The 19392-nt window shown below is 68.9% G+C and carries 10 protein-coding genes; 6 read left to right on the forward strand and 4 right to left on the reverse strand.

The features are described 5' to 3' along the window. Positions 1-81: 81 nt before the first annotated feature. Positions 82-9534: a type I polyketide synthase gene (locus SSMG_RS29745; RefSeq protein ID WP_009082190.1), complete on the reverse strand. Its 9453-nt coding sequence runs from the start codon at positions 9532-9534 to the stop codon at positions 82-84. A 248-nt stretch (positions 9535-9782) separates the two neighbouring features. Here SSMG_RS29745 and SSMG_RS29750 point away from each other — a divergent pair, with 248 nt between their 5' ends. The 3 genes from SSMG_RS29750 (at position 9783) to SSMG_RS29760 (ending at position 12849) form a co-directional block, all read left to right on the forward strand. Beyond that, positions 9783-10466, forward strand: coding sequence for a PIG-L deacetylase family protein (locus tag SSMG_RS29750; protein ID WP_037715259.1), 684 nt, complete (start codon positions 9783-9785; stop codon positions 10464-10466). A gap of 64 nt (positions 10467-10530) precedes the next feature. Then, on the forward strand, positions 10531-11823 hold the full coding sequence (locus SSMG_RS29755; protein WP_009082193.1) for a nucleotide sugar dehydrogenase: 1293 nt from the start codon (positions 10531-10533) through the stop codon (positions 11821-11823). 66 nt (positions 11824-11889) lie between these two features. Next, positions 11890-12849 carry an NAD(P)-dependent oxidoreductase gene (locus SSMG_RS29760; protein WP_037715261.1) on the forward strand — a complete coding sequence of 320 codons (960 nt, stop codon included), beginning with the start codon at positions 11890-11892 and terminating at the stop codon, positions 12847-12849. 47 nt (positions 12850-12896) lie between these two features. On the opposite strand, the gene SSMG_RS43905 is transcribed toward SSMG_RS29760, so the two are convergent. Continuing rightward, positions 12897-13064, reverse strand: coding sequence for a LuxR C-terminal-related transcriptional regulator (locus tag SSMG_RS43905; RefSeq protein ID WP_078560947.1), 168 nt, complete (start codon positions 13062-13064; stop codon positions 12897-12899). Further along, complete coding sequence (locus SSMG_RS29765) at positions 13061-15649, reverse strand: LuxR family transcriptional regulator (RefSeq protein WP_009082196.1); 2589 nt, start codon at positions 15647-15649, stop codon at positions 13061-13063. The genes SSMG_RS43905 and SSMG_RS29765 overlap by 4 nt, the downstream gene beginning before the upstream one ends. A 284-nt stretch (positions 15650-15933) precedes the next feature. On the opposite strand from SSMG_RS29765, the gene SSMG_RS29770 reads away from it, so the two are divergent. The 3 genes from SSMG_RS29770 to SSMG_RS42710 all read left to right on the forward strand — a co-directional run bounded on the left by SSMG_RS29770 (position 15934) and on the right by SSMG_RS42710 (position 18467). Continuing rightward, positions 15934-17253 (forward strand): HNH endonuclease signature motif containing protein, encoded by a 1320-nt coding sequence (locus tag SSMG_RS29770; protein ID WP_037715263.1) that lies wholly within the window; start codon positions 15934-15936, stop codon positions 17251-17253. Between the two features lie 50 nt (positions 17254-17303). After that, a complete protein-coding gene (locus SSMG_RS29775; RefSeq protein WP_009082200.1) occupies positions 17304-18086 on the forward strand; it encodes a thioesterase II family protein in 783 nt (260 codons plus the stop codon). Between the two features lie 114 nt (positions 18087-18200). Next, complete coding sequence (locus SSMG_RS42710; RefSeq protein WP_063632053.1) at positions 18201-18467, forward strand: hypothetical protein; 267 nt, start codon at positions 18201-18203, stop codon at positions 18465-18467. A gap of 401 nt (positions 18468-18868) precedes the next feature. Here the strand turns inward: SSMG_RS42710 and SSMG_RS29785 are convergent, their stop codons facing one another. Beyond that, on the reverse strand, positions 18869-19339 hold the full coding sequence (locus SSMG_RS29785; RefSeq protein ID WP_009082204.1) for a GNAT family N-acetyltransferase: 471 nt from the start codon (positions 19337-19339) through the stop codon (positions 18869-18871). Positions 19340-19392 lie beyond the last annotated feature (53 nt).

The following is a 19392-nucleotide window of genomic DNA, read 5'->3' on the forward strand; positions in this document are numbered from 1 at the left end:
CCGAACCGTCAGCACAATCGGCTCTCGGGGTGCCCCACGCAACCAAGGCGCAGCAATGTCGCCCCCCAGGGCGACGAGCAGTCACCGAAGACCGCCCACCCACTCCTCCACAGCCTTGGCCGTAGTCTCCACATCCCCGTCCACAATACTGAAATGATCCCCGGGAACAGTAACCACCACCCCAGCCCGATCCCAATTAGTCCGCCACGACCCGGCATCCTCCCCGCCCCGATCCACCGAACCCCCAGCAGTGACAAACCGCCGATCCGGCCGCACCAAAAGCGAAGGAGCAGCAACCTCAGGCAAGGAAACCCCATCCAGCAACCCAAGGTAATAAGCCATCGCAGTCAACTTGTCCCGATCAAACGGCCCGAACTGCTCTTCCCGCTCGACCATCCCCGCAGCCATATCCCGAACGGTGTCCCCAGCATCCCCACCGTCATCCATGGCATAACTGTCAAGCAACACAACCCCGGCCACATTCACCCGAGAAGCAAGCGCATAAGCCAGTACCCCACCAGAGGAATGCCCCACCAGCACAACCGGCCCGTCCCCAGCCAGCCGAACACCCTCCGCCAACACATCCAACAACGCATCAAGATCAGCGGGCAAATACTCCCCGGCCACAAACCCCGGCGTAGGCAACGCAGCCACCCGCCGCACCCCGCGGAACCGAGCGGCGAGCTTCGCATACTGATACGCGCCCCCCATCCCAGCCGGAGTAGGCACCGCCAGCAACCCGACCTCCGCGGGCCCAGCAGCCAACTCGACCGGCCGCGGCTCCTCGCGCAGCTCAGCCACCGTCCGGAACCGGGGCCGCAACTGAGCCGCCGCCCCCAGCAACGCGAGCCCGTTCTCCACCTGCCCACCACGGACAGCCTCGAAGAACATCTCCGTCACCGGATCCCCGCCCACCTCGACCGCGGGCCCGGTCAGCACGGAAAGCAAATGCTTCGCCAACCCAGCCGGCGTCCGATGATCGAACGCGATCGTCGCGGGCAACGAAACCCCCGCCGCACCGGCGATCCGATTCCGCAACTCCACCGCGGTCAGCGAATCGAACCCGATCTCCAGGAAGTGCGCGTCCTCGTCCAACTCAGCGGTATCGGCATACCCCAGCAGCCCGGCGACCTGCTCCAGCACAAACGCCTGAAGCCCCTTCTCGGTCAACTCCAACTCCGAGACATCATCAGCCACCGCGCGCCGCTTCTTCACCCCCGCCTGCGCAGATGTCACCGCCGACGGAGCCACTAGCTGCCGCACCGTCACCGACTCCGCCGCAGCCACCGGCCGCCCCGAACGATCCGCGAACAACACCGCCACCCGGTCGTCCCCGAGCGGAGTCAACCGAACCCGCAGCTTCGCGGCCCCCGTAGCGAACAACCGGAAGTCCCGCCATTCCACCGGGTCTCCGCCCACAGTGGACAGTCCCGCATCGAGCACCGCCGGATGCAGACCGAACTTCTCATCAGGAGCGACCTCGATTTCCCCGAACACCACCCCGTCGAGGGTCCAAGCCGCGTCAAGCCACCCAGCAGCCACCGGTTCCGCACCAGCAGGCGGCCACTCCCCCAGGCCCTCCGGCTCAGCCCCGGAATCCACCGCAAGCACACCCTCGGCATGCCGAATCCACACACCGTCGTGTCGTGAGTGGACAGTCACCGGACGCTGTCCAGCGTCATCCGGCTCGCCCACCACGATCTGCAGCTGCTCGGAAGCCAACGGCGATTCGACGGTCAACCGCACAACGCGTCCGCACCCGACCTCGTCCCCAGCCCGAGTAGCCAGCTCCACAAAGCCCGCCGCAGGGAACGCGTCGGCAGGCAACGTTCCGCTCAGGACCACAGTGGACGATCCAGCGACAGTCAACGCGGGACCAAACCACGTCCCCAGCCCAGTCCCCGTAGCCCGCCGAGCCTCCATGTCGACCGACGGCCAGTACCGCGTCCGATGGAACGCATACGGCGGCAACGGAACCGTACTCGCGGACCGTCCAGCGAACATCCGCCTAACATCCAGCCCCGCCCCAAGGACGTGCAACTGCCCAGCAGCAAGAAGCGTCGAAGCGACCTCACCACGATTGCGCCGAAGCACCGGAACGAACGCCGCGTCCTCGACCACCGCCTCGGCAGCCGCGGTGAGCACACCATTCGTGCTCAACTCGACAAACCGCGTCGCCGCCGAAGCCCGCACCGCGTCAGCAAAACGAACCGTGTCGCGGCAGTTCGCCACCCAATGTGCCGGGTCGGACAGCTCGTCGGTCGCTTCGGCACCGGTGACCGTCGAGATCACCGGAACCGTCGGCTTCTCGAACGTCAACTCCTGCGCGATCTCTTCCAGCTCTTCGAGAATCTCGTCCAGCAACGGCGAGTGCACCGCGCAGTCGATCGCGAGCCGGTTCGTCCGACGGCCGAGCCTTTCGAAGTGCTCGGCAATCGCGCACACCGCATCGTCCACCCCGGACACCACGACCGAGCGCGGCCCATTCACTGCCGCCAGGGCAACGTCGTCGCTCAGCATCGGCCGGACCTCGTCCGCGCTAGCCTCGACGGCGACCACTGCACCGGCCCGAGTCTCGACCATCAACAGACCGCGGTTGGCAACGAGCTTCACCGCGTCGTCCAAAGAGAACACTCCGGCCAGATGCGCGGCCGCGATCTCGCCGACCGAGTGTCCCACCAGGACGTCCGGCCGCTGTCCCCACGATTCCAGCAGCCGGTACAGCGCCACGGAGAAGGAGAACACCGCGGCCTGACTGAACTGAGTCCGGTCCAGCAACTGCGCGTCCACCGAACCGGCCTCGGCGAACATCACCGTGCGCAACGAACGGCCGAGATGCTGATCGAACTTCGCCGCGACCCGCTCCAGTTCATGCGCGAACACCGGGAACGCAGCCGCCAGCTCCGCACCCATCCCGGCGCGTTGGCTGCCCTGCCCCGGCAGAAGGTACGCGGTCCGCCCGCCAGAGCGAGCCCGTCCGGTCACCACCGAGTCCGAAGCAGACAAAGCTTCCAGCGCGGCACGAAGTTCCGCCGCGTCCGAACCGACCACCGCCGCCCGATGCGAGAACAACGGCTGCCGGTTGGCCTGCGAGTACACGACATCCAACGCCGGATACGCGTCGAGGTGCGCCAGCAACGCCCGCGCCTGATCTGGAAGCGCCGCCGCGGTCCGAGCGGAGAACACGAGCGGCGGTAACACCCCACCGGAGTCAACCGATTCGACCGCTTCCGCCACGACGTCCGGAGCCTGCTCCAGAATCACGTGCGCGTTGGTCCCGCTGTAGCCGAACGCAGACACCGCGGCACGACGCGGACGGTCCACTTCCGGCCAATCCCGAGCCTCGTCCAGCAGGCGAACAGTTCCGGCCGCCCAGTCGACGTCGTGCGTCGGCTCGGCAGCGTGCAAGGTCGCGGGCAACACTCCGTGCCGCATCGCTTGCACCATCTTGATCACCCCGGCAACACCCGCGGCCGCCTGAGTGTGCCCGATGTTCGACTTCACCGAACCAAGCCACAGTGGACGGTCCGTCGAGCGATCCCGGCCGTAAGTAGCCAGCAGCGCGGAAGTTTCAATCCGGTCGCCCAGCGGCGTACTCGCGCCATGTCCCTCGACAGCGTCCACATCGGACGCAGCCAGACCAGCCGCCGACAACGCGCGACGGATCAGTTTTTCCTGCGCCGGAGCACTGGGCGCGTTAAGACCGTTGGAAGCACCATCCGCGTTGACCGCACTGGACTTCACGACCGCAAGGACGTCGTGCCCGTTGCGCTGCGCGTCGGACAGCCGCTCGATCACGAGCACCCCGACACCCTCGCCCCAGCCAAACCCGTCAGCCGCAGCCGAGTACGGCTTGCACCGACCGTCGCGGGCAACAGCGCCGTCCACGAATTGCGCGAACGGTGCCGGCGAGACAAGCGCGGAGACACCCGCGACCAACGCGAGCGAGCAGTCACCGCCACGCAACGCCTGGGTCGCCTGGTGCAACGCCACCAACGACGACGAGCACGCGGTATCCACCGAGACAGCTGGCCCTTCGAGACCGAAGGCGTACGCGACCCGTCCGGAAACCACGCTGCTCAGCGCACCGGAGCCGCGATAAGCCCCGCCGCCCTGTTCGAGCGCGTCGCCCGGGTCGTAGTCGGACTGCATCACGCCGACGAACACCCCAGTAGTGCTTCCCTTGAGCGCCAACGGGTCCACGCCCGCGTTCTCCAACGCGACCCACGACGATTCCAGAAGCATCCGCTGCTGCGGGTCCATCATCACGGCTTCGTTGGGGCTGATGCCGAAGAACGCGGCGTCGAAGTCGGTCGCGTCCGGGACGAACCCGCCCCGCGGGGTGCCGCCGTCCGGCGCGACCTGCTCCAGCCAGTGGTCCATGTCCCAGGCTCGGTCGGTCGGGAAGTCGCTGGTCCCGTCCTGTCCCGCGGCGACCAGCTCCCAAAGCTCCTCGGGCGTGCTGACGCCGCCGGGGAACCGGCAGGCCATGCCCACGATCGCGATCGGCTCGTCGCTGCCGGCGACGGTGGTCTCCGGTCCGGCCGCGTCCGGCTCCAGGTCACCGAGCAGCTCGTCGTGCAGGTGCGCGGCCAGGTCGCCGGCCGTGGGGTGGTCGAAGACGAGTGTCGCGGTGAGGCTCAGGCCGGTGACCTCGTTGAGCGTATTGCGCAGTTCGACCGCGGTCAGCGAGTCGAAGCCGAGGTCCTTGAACGCGCGGTCCGCGTCGATCACGTCGGTCGACGCGTGGCCCAGCACCGCGGCCGCGTGCTCGATGACGAGGTCGCGCAGGTGGTCGAGGCGCTTGTCGGCGGGAAGCCGGACGAGCTTGCCCAGCAACGAATCGGTCCCGGCCTCGCGATCGGAGACGGTCCGCCGAGCCGTCGGGACCAGGCCGCGCAGCAGGTCCGGCACCGCGCCGGCCTCGCGCCACGCGGGCAGGTCCAGCTTCACCGGCACGAAGACCGCGCCGGCCGAGCTGACCGCGGTGTCGAACAGCGCCAACCCCTCCGCCGCGGTGAACGCGCCGAGCCCGCGTTTGCCGTTGGTCTCGCCAGCCATCCCGGCCGCTGACTCCCACATGCCCCACGCCAGCGAGTGTGCGGGCTTCCCCTCGGCGCGACGGTGCGCGGCGAGTGCGTCGAGGAACGCGTTTGCGGCGGCGTAGTTCGCCTGGCCGGGAGCGCCGAGCACCCCGGCGGCCGACGAGAAGGTGACGAACGCTTCGACGTCGCCAGCCAGTTCGTGCAGGTGCCAGGCGGCGAGCGCCTTCGGGTTGAAGACGCCGTCGATCCGCTCCGGAGTCATCGACGGCAGTACCCCGTCGTCCAGCACACCGGCGGCGTGCACGACCGCGGCGACCGGGTGCTTCTTCAGCAGTCGCGCCACCGCCTTGCGATCAGTGAGATCACACGCGGCGACGGTGGTCTCCGCCCCCAGTTCGGCCAGTTCCGCAACGAGTTCCGCAGTGCCGGGTGCCTGGTCGCCACGGCGGCTGACCAGCAGCAACTGCCGTGCGCCCTGCTTCGCGAGGTGGGCAGCGACGATCCGGCCGAGCGCCCCGGTGCCGCCGGTGAGCAGCACGGTCCCGGCCGACCAGTCGACCGGCGCCCCCGGCTCCGGCGTCGCCCGGACGAGCCGCGGCACGCGCACCTCGGTCCCGGAAACCCGCACCGCCGATTCGTCCGCCGCCGCGATGGCCGCGAGCTGTTCGTCGGTCGCGTCGCCCTCCACGAGCACGATCCGGCCGGGATTCTCCACCTGCGCGGACCGGACGAGACCCGCCACTGCAGCCCCGGCGAGGTCGTTGCCGGTCACTACGAGCAGCTTCTCCTTGCCGCCCTCCGCCTGCAGTTTGGACAGTGCACTGTGGACGGCTTTCTTCGCCGAAGCAGCGTTGTTCCCCGCCTTCGCGAGGTAGACCTCGTAGGCCGCCTGGGCGTCCGGCAGAGTCGTCGGAACCCAGTCCACTTCGTACAGTTCGTCCGAGCCAGTCGGTGCCGCAGCCGCGAGCTGTTCCTCGCTGATCTGCCGCAACTTCAGTGTGCCGACGCGCGCGACCGGTGCCCCGGCGCTGTCGGCGAGCCGCAGTTCGACCGCCTGCTCACCGGTCGGTCGCACGTGGACTCGCAGCGAGGACGCTCCCGTCGCGAACAGCTCCACTTCGGACCAGGCGTACGGCAGCGTCGTCCCCTCACCGGCCGCCGCGCTGAGCCCGACCGCGTGCAGGGTCGCGTCGAAGGCCGCCGGGTGCAGTCCGAACGCCTCGGCGCCGATCCGCTCCTGCTCAGGCAGCGCGACCTCGGCGAACACGTCGTCCCCACGCTGCCACGCCGCTTGCAGGCCCTGGAACACCGGCCCGTAAACCATTCCGTGCTCGGCCAGCAGGTCGTACATGCCCTCGACATCGACCGTCTCGGCCCCGGCTGGCGGCCATTCGCTGAGGTCGAAGTTCGTTCCGGAGGCGGCCGGCGCGAGCGTGCCGTCCGCGTGCCGGGTCCAGGCGACGGCGGTGGCGAGATCGTCGGGTCGCGAGTGGACACTGATCGGCCGGGTCCCGTCCGCCGCCGGAGTGCCGATGCGCACCTGGATCCGCGCGGCGCCCCTCGCGGGCAGCACGAGCGGCGCGTGCAGGGTCAGCTCTTGGACGCGTCCGCAGCCGACCTCGTCCCCGGCGCGCACGGCGAGTTCCACAAACGCGGTGCCAGGCAACAGGATCGAGCCGCCGACGGCGTGGTCCGCGAGCCACGGGTGGGTCGCCGTGGACACGCGGCCGGACAACACGACGCCGTCCGCGTCGGCCAGCAGAGTCGCCGCGCCGAGCAGCGGGTGGTCGACCGGGTCGAGCCCCATCGCCGAGACATCCCCGGATTCGGACGAAACCTCCAGCCAGTACCGCTGGTGCTGGAACCCGTAGGTCGGCAGGTCGGCCCGGCTCGCGCCGCGCGAGGTGAAGTGCGCGGCCCAGTCCGGCACCACGCCGCGGACGTGCAGCGTGGCCAACGCGGTCAGCAGCGCCACGTCCTCGGGAACGTCCCGCCGCTGGCCGGGCACGGCAACCGCGTCATCAGCGGACTGCGGAACCACCGCGGTCAGCGGTGCGTCCGGGCCCAGTTCGAGGAACCGGTTGACCCCGTCGGCAGCGAGCGCGCGGACCGCGTCGGCGAACCGGACCGGCTGCCGGACGTTGCGCACCCAGTACTCGGGGTCGGTCAGCTCGGCGTAGACCTCCTCGCCGGTCACGCTGGACATCACCGAAACGGTCGGCTGCGCGTAGGCGATGCTCTGCGCGACCGTGCGGAACTCGGCGAGCATCGGCTCCATCAGTCGCGAGTGGAACGCGTGCGAGACCTTGAGCTGCGTCGTCCGTCGCCCGGCGTCGCTGAACTTCGCGGCGACCGCGAGCACGGCGTCTTCGGCACCGGACAGCACGACCGAGCGCGGCCCGTTCACCGCGGCGACGTCGACCGTCCCTTGTGGATCGTGCGCGGCGACCTCGTCCGGAGTTCCTTCGACGGCCACCATCGCACCGCCCTTCGGCAACGCCTGCATCAACCGGCCGCGAGCGGCGACCAGCTTCGCCGCGTCTGCCAACGAAAACACGCCCGCGCAGTGCGCAGCGGCGAGCTCGCCGATGGAATGCCCGCACAACGCGGCAGGCGTGAGCCCCCACGACTCGACCAGCCGGAACAACGCGACCTCGAACGCGAACAACGCGGCCTGAGTGTTCGCGGTCTGCCCCAACGCGTCCGCGTCACCGTCGATCACCGCGCGGATCGGCCGGTCGAGATGCCGGTCCAACTCCGCGCACGCCGCCGCGTAAGCCTCGGCGAAAACCGGGAAGACCTCCAGCTGACGGCCCATCCCGACCCGCTGCGATCCCTGACCGGAGAACAGGAACGCCAACGACGCCTCGCCGCGAGCCAGGCCGCTCACCGCACCCAATTCGCCGTTCGCGAGCGCGTTCAACGCGGGCAGAACGTCCTCAATGGACTTCCCGATCACCGCGGCCCGGTGGTCCAGATGCGTCCGCGACGCGCCCAAGGTGGCGGCGACGTCGAGCAGGTCCAGTTCCGGCTGTGCCGCAAGGTGTTCGGCCAGCCGCTTCGCTTGGGCCCGCAATGCCTGCGGCGTCCGGCCGGACACCACAACCGGAACCGCTGCGCCATCACGCGGAGTTTCGGCGGTCTCCGGCGCCGGGGCTTCCTCGAGAATGATGTGCGCGTTGGTCCCGCTCAGGCCGAAGCACGAAACCGCACCGCGGCGCGGCTGTTCCCCGCGCGCCCAGGGCCGGGCCTCGGTCAGCAGCTCGACCTTGCCCGCGCTCCAGTCCACATGCCGGGTCGGTTTGTCGACATGCAGCGTCTTCGGCAGCAGGCCGTTGTTCAGCGCCAGCACGATCTTCAGCACGCCAGCGACGCCGGACGCGGCCTGCGTGTGTCCCACGTTCGATTTGATCGACCCGAGCCACAGCGGCTCTTCGCGCTCCTGGCCGTAGGTCGCGAGCAGTGCCTGCGCCTCGATCGGGTCGCCCAGTTTGGTCGCCGTGCCGTGCGCCTCGACGACGTCGATCTCGTCCGGCCGCAGCCGCGCGTTCGCGAGCGCCTGCCGGATCACACGCTGCTGCGCGGGCCCGTTCGGCGCGGTCATGCCGTTAGACGCGCCGTCCTGGTTGATCGCGGTGCCGCGGACGAGCGCCAGCACCGGGTGCCCGTTGCGTCGCGCGTCGGAGAGTCTCTCCACCAGCAGCATGCCGCAGCCCTCGGACCAGCCGGTACCGTCCGCTGAGTCGGCGAAGGTGCGGCAACGGGCGCTGCGGGCGAGCGTGCCGTCGAGGGAGAACTCGACGAACGTACGCGGCGTCGACATCACCGAGACACCGCCGGCGAGCGCGAGCGTGCATTCGCCGTTGCGCAAGGCCTGTACCGCCAAGTGCAGCGCGACGAGCGAGGACGAGCACGCGGTGTCAATGGTCACCGCGGGTCCTTCGAGCCCGAAAGTGTAGGCGAGGCGGCCGGAAATGACGCCGGACGAGCCGTAGCTGCCCTGATAATTGTGATACATGGTGCCCGCGAAAACGCCGGTCGCGCTGCCCTTCACCGAATGCGGCGCGATCCCGGCGCGCTCGAACGCCTCCCAGGACGTTTCGAGCAGCAACCGCTGCTGCGGGTCCATGAGCAGCGCCTCGCGCGGGCTGATGCCGAACAGGTCGGCGTCGAAATCGAGCGCGTCGTGCAGGAAACCGCCCTCGCGCACATAACTCGAACCCGGCCGTTCCCCGGTCGGGTCGTAAAGCCGTTCGAGATCCCAGCCTCGGTTCGACGGGAATTCGCCGATCGCGTCGACGCCCCCGGACAGCAGTTCCCACAACGCTTCCGGGGTGCCCGCGCCGCCGGGCAGCCGGCAGGCCATCCCGACGATCGCGATCGGCTCCCGTGCGGCTTCGGTGAGCTTGCGGTTCTTTTCGCGCAACCGCTCGGTTTCCTTCACCGAAGCCCGGAGCGCACCGACCAGCTTCTCCTCGGAGTTGCCCACGTGCCCACGTTCCTTCCGCGTCGCATGCCCGTCCGACGTCGTGACGATACGAGCGCGCCCGCGCGCGGACCCACCCCTAACGGCCCCTGCCGCACCGGTCCGCGCGCCCGGCCGAGGTCCGCTTTAGACCGTCTTTAGGGGTTGTCGCAAGCACCCGCGGGTGTCAGATTTTGCTGGCGTTCCAAGCCATTTCGCACGGCTCGTTTCCGCTGGGGGTTTCACCGCCCGGACAAGGACTGGGGAATCGTATGCACACGTTGACACGCAGGCTGCTGGTGGTGGGAGCCCACGGCGACGACGAAACGCTCGGCGCGGGCGGGACCATCGCCCGGCTCGCCGACGAGGGCGTCACCGTTTCGCTTTGCATTCTCACCAACGACGACGGTTCGCGTTCGGCCGCCGGCGCCGAGGTCACCAATCGCACCGACGCGATCGAACTGGCCGCGAAAACGCTCGGCATCGAACGCGTGCGAGTCCACGAATTCGGCGACAACCGGCTCGACACGGTCAGCCATCTCGAGCTGAACCAGGTCGTCGAGCGCGAGGTCCGCGAATTCGAGCCGGACACCGTTTTCGCCACCAGCATGTGCGATCTCAGCACCGACCACGCGCTGGTCAGCCGCGCCGCGCGGGTCGCCGGGCGGCCGGGCAAGGGTCCGGTGCGCGAGGTCCGCACGTTCGAGATCCGCTCCGCCACCGACGTCGGAGAGGCCTCCGGGCTGCCGGTCACCTTCCGGCCGAACTGCTGGCAGCTGCTCGAGGAAAGCCACCTCGAGCGCAAAATCGAAGCGCTGCGCGCCTACGGGAAAGAACTCGAGCCGTGGCCGAATCCGCGCAGCGAACGCGGCGTCCGCGCCTTGGCCGAATACCGCGGCTCGCAGGTCAGCGCCGGCCTCGCCGAGGCCTTCGAAATCGTCCGCTCGGTCCGATGACCGGCCTTCGCTTCGCTTTTCCCGCACGCTTTTCCCCAGCCCATCCAGAAACGGGTGACCAGGAATGACCAGTACTGTCGCTGAATTCGAGGCCCTCGCCGAACGGAACGAACTGACGTCGGTCGCGGTGATCGGGATGGGCTACGTCGGCCTGCCGACCGCGCTCGGCCTGCACGCCGGCGGCGTCGGCGTGATCGGCATCGACCTGTCGCAGAACCGGCTCGACTCCATCCGCACCGGCGAGGTCGACCTCATCGAAGCCGACCACCGCCGGCTCGAGAAAGCCGTGCACCAGGAGGACTTCCAGCTCACCACGGACTCGGCGCGGATGGCCGAGGCGGACGCGGTGCTGGTGTGCGTGCCGACCGGGCTCGACGAGTACCTGATGCCGGACCTCGGCCCGTTGGAGGCGGCGTGCGCGGCGCTGGTCGCCAACGCCCGCCGCGGCCAGACGTTCATCCTCACCTCGACCAGCTACGTCGGCACCTCGAACCGGCTGCTGGTGAAACCGCTGGTGGCCAAGGGATTCACCATCGGCCGCGACCTGTTCGTGGCGTCCAGCCCCGAGCGGATCGACCCGGGCAACGTCACGCACACCCAGGCCGAGACCCCGCGCGTGCTCGGCGGCGTGACGCCGGTCTGCACCGCGATGGCGCAGCGCGTGATCAACGTGCTCACCCCGGCCGTGCACTGCGTCAGCTCGCCGGAAGCGGCCGAGATGACCAAGCTGTACGAGAACACCTTCCGGGCGGTGAACATCGCGCTGGCCAACGAGTTCGCCGAGATCAGCGACGGTTTCTCGATCGACCCGATCGAGGTCATCGACGCGGCGGCCAGCAAACCGTACGGCTTCATGGCCTTCCACCCCGGCCCCGGCGTCGGCGGCCACTGCATCCCCTGCGACCCGCACTACCTGCTGTGGCAGCTGCGCGCGACGCAGAGCAACGCACCACTGGTGACCCAGGCGATGCACGCCATCGCGGAGCGGCCGAAGCAGGTTGTCGACCGCGTACTGAACACACTGTCGCGCGAAGGCAAGGGCATGGCGGGTACGCGCGTGCTGGTGGTCGGCGTGACGTACAAGCCCGGTGTGCAGGACGTGCGCTCGTCGTCCGCGCTCGACATCCTCGACCTCCTCGCCGCGAAGGGCGCGAAGGTCGGCTACTACGACCCGCTGGTGCCTAACGTCCGAGTGACCGGCGGTTCGCTCGACACCGTCCCTGAACCGGACGGCCAGGACTGGGACGTCGCGCTCATCCACACCGTCCAGCCGGGCCACGGCTACGAATGGCTGGCCGACTGCCCGACCGTCATCGACGCCACCTACCGCTTCGACCGCGCGCTCTTCGCGAACTGAGAGCCCAGCTACCGCCCCACCATCACCCTCAACGGAGCGGCTTCGCCGCGCTTGAAAGGACCTACAGTGCGTTACCTCATCACCGGAGGCGCCGGGTTCATCGGCTCCCACCTCACCGAGCACCTGCTGGCCCGCGGCGACGAGGTCGTCGCACTGGACAACCTCAGCACCGGCACCCTGGACAACCTCGCCGGCGTCGCCGGGCACCCCGGTTTCCGGTTCGTGCGCGGTTCGATCACCGACCCGAACGCGGTCGAATCGTGCATGGCGGGCATCGACGCGGTCTTCCACCTCGCCGCCGCGGTGGGCGTGTTCACCATCCTCGACAAGACGATGGACAGCCTGCGCACCAACCTGCACGGCACGGAGAACCTGCTCGACGCGGCGCTGCGGCACGACGTCCCGATCCTCGTCGCGTCGACGAGCGAGATCTACGGCAAGAACACCGCCGACGGCCTGCGCGAGGACGACGACCGGATCATCGGGTCGCCGCTGAAGAACCGCTGGTCCTACGCCGAGGCGAAGGCGCTGGACGAGACGTTCGCCCACCTGTACGCGGTGGAGCACGGCCTGCGCACGGTGATCGTGCGGCCGTTCAACACCGTCGGCCCCCGCCAGACCGGGCGCTACGGCATGGTCATCCCGCGCTTCGTCACGCAGGCGCTGGCCGGCGAGCCGATCACGGTGTTCGGCGACGGACAGCAGACCCGCTGCTTCTGCCACGTGCACGACGTCGTGCCCGCGTTGGCGGACCTGCTCGCCGACGAAACCGCGTACGGCAAGGTGTTCAACCTCGGCAGCAACGAGCAGACCACCATCTCGCAGCTGGCCGAGCGCGTGATCGGCGCGACCGGTTCGAGCAGCGCCATCACGAAGGTGCCCTACGAGGAGGCGTACGGCGACGGGTACGAGGACATGCAGCGTCGCATTCCCGACTGCACCCGCGCGTACAACCAGATCGGCTTCGTGCCGACGCGCACCCTGGACGACATCATCGAAGCGGTGGTCGCTGACCGCCGATCCTGACCTGTCCCCGGTGAAGGGCCTCTCGCGGAGTTCGCGCGAGAGGCCCTTCACGCGTTTCGGAGCTTGCCGTAGACAGCCGTCAGGTGACGGGCGGCGGTGTTCGCGGACACTCCCAGTACCTCCGCGATCACCGCCACCGGCATGCCCTGCGCGGCGAGTTCCGCTACTCGCAGCTCCACGTCGGTCAGCACGTTCTCGTCGTTGCTCCCGATCACTGCCCGGCACCGGCCAGTTCGCCCGCCAGCGCACTCCGCCCGGCCACGCCGAGCTTCCGGTACACCCTGGTCAGATGCTGCTCCACAGTGGACACTGTGATGTACAGCGTTTCGGCGATCTGGCGGTTGGTCCGCCCGTGTGCCGCGAGTTCCGCGACGCGCAGTTCGGCCTCGCTCAACGTGGTCGCCGCCGGGCCTTCCGGATCCGCGCGCGGCGGTTCCGGCCTCGACGCCGCCGGACGAGGCGTGAGCGGACGCATCGGCTGCCGCGGCACCTGCACCGGTTTTACCAGGCCCGCCGAGCGTTCCGCACGCTGGCCGAGCTGGTTGATCGCACGGACGGTGCGAGCCAGCTCCAGCCGGTCGCCGGACTCCTTGAACGCTTCCGCCGCCCGGTTCAGCAGCCCGGACCGTGCCCCGCTGTCCCCGGCGAACGCCAGCACCCGCAGCGCCACTGCCTGCGAGAACGCGTCCGTCGTGTCCGACAGCTGCTGTTTCGCCAGCTCGACTGCCAGAGTCGGGTTGCGCAGCCGCAGGTTCGCCTCGGCGAGGTCGGTCCGCCATGGTGCCACGGCGGGCAGGTCGAGATTGCTGTCGCGGAGAATTCGCTGGCACTGCTGGAAATCGCTCACTGCGGAAAGGCCGCGGTTTGTGGCCAGGTGGAACTGTCCGCGTGCCCGGAGGAAGCGTACGCCGCCGAGGGTCGTGTACACGGTTTCGGGCAGAGCGTGGCGCAACACTCCTGCTGCGGCTTTGAACGCTCCTGCTGCGGTGTACGCGGTGAGCATGGTGGCCAGCGGGTACGTGATCGCGACACCCCAGTTAGGTTCGTCAAGCAGCGCTAGCGCGCGGCTCGCTGCTTCGGCCGCTTCGGCGGGTTCGCCGCGACGCAGCAGCAGGCTCGCGCCGAGAGCGTCGAGCATCGCCTTCCACGTGACCGCGCCGCGGTACTCGGCTTCCTCGGCCAGCGAAGAGCACCAGCCTTCGGCGCGGTCCGCCTTGCCGTCGTACGCGAGCGCGAGGATGGCCGTAGCCAACGCTTCCAGCGAGGTGTCGGAGAGTCGGCAGTTCTGCAGAATCCGCTCCGCGCACACCGAAGTCTCTTCGCTGCCGCCTATGCGCCATACCGACGCTAGCGTGGTTGCCGTGCGCATCCAGGGATCCGACGCGTCGATCGACAGCTCCGGTGCCGTGCCGTAATGCCAATGCGCGGCCAGAGTCAGCTCGGCCGCCGTCCGCGGGTGCAGCGGCTCGAGGTCGTCCCCCAACCGGACCAGCGCGCATTCGAACGTTTCCCGGTCCCCGAACCACAAGGACTGGCGAACCAAGGCGATCCGGTCGGATTGGTCGAGCGACGCGGCTTCGCGCAGTGCCGCGAGATGCGGTGCCGCTGCCGCCGGGTTGACCCGCCAGGTGATCTTGGCCAGCAGCTGCGAGATCATCTGCTGCTCCCACGACGCGGTGGTCGTCGATGCCGCCAGTTGCAGACAACGGGTGGCGAAGTCGACGTCGTCGCCGAGCATCACCTGCTCCGCCGCCGCGACCAGCACCGGCAACGCCCAGTCCGCCTGCGTTTCGCCCGCCGCCACGAGATGCCGCGCAACCTCGGGTGCCGACAATCCGCGTGCGTGCTTCACCTCCGCGGCCCGGATGTGCAGCTGCACCTTCTCGGATCCGCGCAACCCGCCGACGACGGCCGCCGCGGCCGGCTGCTGCCGGAACCGCACCCCGTCGACCAGCCCAGTCTCCACGAGCACGCCTGCGGACGCCTCCGCCTCGACCGGGTCCACGCCCGCGACGGTCGCGACCGCGTCCGTCGTCACGTCGGTGTCCAGCACCGCGATCGCCGTCGCCACTTCGCGCAGCGGCGAACCGTAGCGATGCAAAAGCCGTTGCACCGCATCGGAATACGCCGCGCTGTCGTCCACCGAACTGCGACCGGCGTCGACCAATGCGCTGACCAGCAACGGATTCCCCGCGCTCAATCCGTGGATCCGCTCGGCCTCGTCGTGGTCCGCGACCAGCTGCGCGATCGCCTCCACGGTGAACGGCGTCAGATGCACGTACCGGTGCGGCTGCGCGGCGAACTCGACGCCCTCGCCGGAATACCAGCCGTCCGGCTGCGTCAACACCAGCAACATCGCGGCCGAACGCGCCCGCCGCTGCAGCCTGAGCAACAACCGGGCCGACGTCTCGTCCACGTGCTGCAAATCGTCGACCGCAATCAGCAGCGATCGCTCGCGCGCCAACCGGTGCAACGCACTGCACAACGCGGCGATCCGATCCTCGCCGTCCGCCGCGGCCAGCACTTCGCGCGGCAACGCCGGGCTGGCCAGCAACTGCTCGAGCACGCCTCCGTCGACGTCGCGCTCGTCGGCCGCCCCCGTCGCGGTGAGCGTCAGCACGCCCAGCTCACGGGCTCGCGCCACCACTTGGTTCTGCACCTGTGTTTTCCCGCTGGCCGGTCCTCCGCCGACCAATACCGTGTCTCCGGCCCCCGCATCGCATTCGATCAGCAGGCCCTCGAGGAGGGACACTGCTTCATTCGGCTCGGTGCGGCGGTTCTGCCCCCAGTTCACGCCCATCGCAAGCTCCTCGACCCAACGGTCATCTTCCTGCGGGTGCCACGTTGGCAGCCGCCCCCTAAGCACAGCCAACCGCGATCTAAAGTCACTCAATCAGGTGATCACGATTACCTTGTGTTGTTTGGCCGCGCGCCTTCGGTGCCGACTGGGGGCGAAGGGCATTATTTCGCTGCCGATGCGGCGTTTTGGCTCCGGACAGTGATCTTGCTGCCGTGGCCTCCGCAGTCGGGGTTGACCACTTCGAGCGATGGCGTAATCGAACGTGCGTTCGAGAAAATGAAGAGGTGTCCACGACTACGACGCTCCCCGCCTGGCAACTCTCAGACCGGGACCTGACCACCAGACTCCTGACCACTCAACGACAGCAGAACATCGCTTACGCCGCGCAACTGGAGGCCATCCGGGAACTGGAATCGCGCGGCGCCGTGCCGGACGGCTATTCCTCGACGTCGTCCTATCTGGCGACGATCCTGCACGTGACCCTGCGCGAGGCCCGCGCCCGGCTCGCCCAGGCCACCGGCTCCTTGCCGCTGACCTGGAAAGCCTTGTCCGCGGGCGAGATCACCGCCCAGCACGCGGCGGTGATCGCCGACTTCCTGGGCGAGGCGCCGCGGTGGCTGACTCCCGAGGACTACACCGTCGCGGAAGACACCCTGGTGACCCTCGCGACGCAGGCCAACCCCAGCACCGTCCGCCGCGCCGCGACGCGGTTGAAGATCTACTGGGACAACGACCCTGCCGACGTGCCCGGCTCCCCGGACCTGGACCACGGCCTGGACCCTGATTCGGTTCCCGACTCGGACTCCGGCGCTCGTGCCGAAGAGGCCGCGCGCCCGTGGCGGGAATTCCGCTGGCACTGGACGCAGACCGGCCGTTTCCGCTTCAGCGGCAACGTAGACCACGAAACCGGCACCCTGATCGAACAACTGCTGGTTCCCCTGGCCGCGCCGGACCCCGCGACCGCACCGGGCACCCCCGACCCGCGGACCCCCACCGAACGCCACGGCGACGCCCTCGCCGCGATCGTCGACCTCGCCGCCCGCACCCCGGACCTTCCGAGCAAAGCCGGCGAACGAGCAGTCGCGACGGTGACCGTGAGCCTGGAAACCCTGCAGAGCACCGCGAAGAAGATCTTCACGGACGACGAATCCGTCCTGTCCGCCTCCCACCTGCGCCGGATCCTGTGCGACGCCAAGGTCTACCCTGCGGTCCTGGGCACCGAAGGCCAGGTCCTCGACCTCGGCCGCTCGGCCCGCACCGCCACCACCGCCCAGCGCCGCGCACTGGCGATCCGGGACCGCGGCTGCACCTTCCCGGGCTGCGACCGCAGTCCAAAATGGACTACTCCGCACCACATCGTGCACTGGGCGCACGGCGGCGCGACAGACCTGGACAATCTCGCCTCGTGCTGCGAACGCCACCACCGCCTCCTGCACCACAGCGGCTGGAAAATCGTGATGCGCGACGGTGCCGTCTACTGGATCCCGCCGGCCATCCTCGATCCGGAGCAGAAACCGCTCCGCAACACCGCCCACAACCCACCGCCCGCCCCGTTGCGAACCGCGGCCGCGAGCACCCCTCCTTCGCCGCGCCAAGGCAGCTAGGGGTTGTCCAGTGCCGACACGCACCGAACACTCCTGGGTTTGTGACCGCAGTGGACGAAACACCCGCGAACGCACGCACGAGCCGGTGGATCCGCCGTTTCCACCCGACCGACCGGGCACGGGTGCGCCTGGTGTGCCTCCCGCACGCCGGCGGCTCGGCGACCGCCTACTTCCCGCTTTCCGCCGCCGCGGAAGGACAGGACTTCGAGGTGGTCGCCGTCCAGTACCCCGGCCGCCAAGACCGCCGCGCCGAACCCTGCCTGGACACGGTCGCCGCCGTCGCCGACGCGATCGCCGCCGACCTGGCCGGCTGGTCCGACCTGCCCGTGGCCCTGTTCGGCCACAGCATGGGCGCCACCGTCGGCTACGAGGTGGCCCGACGCCTGGAGGCACGGGGCACTCCCCCGCTAGGCCTCTTCGCGTCCGCCTGCCGGGCCCCGTCCGCGCAACGCATCGAGTTCATCCACCAACGCGACGACGACGGCCTGATCGCCGCCCTGAAGGAACTCAGCGGCACCGACGCCGGCGTACTGGGCGACGACGAACTGCTGCGCATGGTCCTGCCCGCGATCCGCGGCGACTACACCGCGGTGGAAACCTACCGGCACCAACCCGGCCTGGAACCCAGCTGCCCGATCCAGGTCCTGGTCGGCGACGCGGACCCGGTAACCGACCTCGACGAGGCCGGTGCCTGGCGCGACCACACCACCGGCCCCTGCCAGGTGAAGACCTTCCCCGGCGGCCACTTCTACCTGAACGACCAGCTCGACGCCGTCCTGAAGACGATCACCACAACCCTGTCCGGATGGCAACCGGGAATCTACCGGGGATAAGGGTGGGGAAACCCCAGGGAAGCTTCAGGAGCACACCCCATGGCTCCCGCTCCCCGGTTCCGAGAAACTAGGTACATCAAGGAAACACCCCCTCAACCCCAGGAGGCCATCATGATGGCGATCACCACCGCCCCCGGCGTCACCCAGCGCATGCTCGCCAACGGCCACCTGGAGCTGACCTGCCGCACCACCAACCGCCACATCGAATGCGAACCGGTCGCCGCCGCGATGTGGATCGCCCTGAAGCAGCACAACGGCGACGTCGACCAGGCCGCCACGACCCTGTCTACCCTGTGGGAAACGAACGAGGACGACACCCGCTACGACCTGATCGCCCTGGCCGGCTCCCTGTGCTCACTGGGCATGGCCACCGAGTCGTAATCCGACGCTGCCCTGAGCACGCCGCGGACCGGGAAGTACACAGCTGCCTAGCCCGACACCAGCGATCGAAAGCCGCCGCCAGCAAGACCGCGGCCTGGCTTCCGTGCCGCACTGCTAGCCCAGTGCAACACCGCACCGACACGTCACTCCAACCCGCGCCGCCCTGTCCGCGGGAAATCACTCAAACGACGCGGCTAGCCGAAGCGACAGGCACGTTCCAACCTTCACCGGAATCCCGACGCGAACGGCACCGCTTAAGCGGGCACAAGCCGAACCCCTCGATATTCCGAGACAGACGACTGCCGCACCACCTCGCTCCGTCGCGCAGCAGCATCCACAGACGGAGGATTTCCCAACCGACTCGGGAAATCACAGCCAGAACCGGTCTGAACCCGTCGAACTCAGGTTCGCTCAAAGGGCTGGAATCCGCGTGCGAGGTAGTTCTTGAGCGCATGGGGATGGTCGTCGCTGGAGGTGTGCAGCCACACTCGCTGCGCGGGCAACGCCCACGTCATCGCGACAGCTTCGGTGAGGAATGGGCCACCGAGACCCTGACCGATTCGTTCGGGCACGAGGCCGAAGGAGTCGATCTCGATGTCCGGTGCTTCCCGCAGGTTGAGGGAAAGCAACCCGATGGCTTCGCCGTCGACCACGCCAGCCCAGTGCCGCATCGTGGAGTTGCCCAGGTATTCGTCCCACTGCTGGGCCTCCCACTGCTGGCTCGGCCACGCGAAGTCGCGTCCGACAGCGAGGGTCAGAGTGCGGACCTCGTTTCCGTCGACGGGCTTCAACTGGACCTGCCCGCTGAAGGTCGACGCCGAAGGGCGCAGTTCGCTTGGGTGGGTCATCTCCAGGTACATCAGCTCAGGCACCTCGCGATCTTCGCACGGGCCGAGCCATGGCTAAAGGCAATTAAAGAGTGGCC

It is taken from the genome of Streptomyces sp. AA4 (assembly GCF_000158875.1).
GTDB lineage: Bacteria > Actinomycetota > Actinomycetes > Mycobacteriales > Pseudonocardiaceae > Amycolatopsis.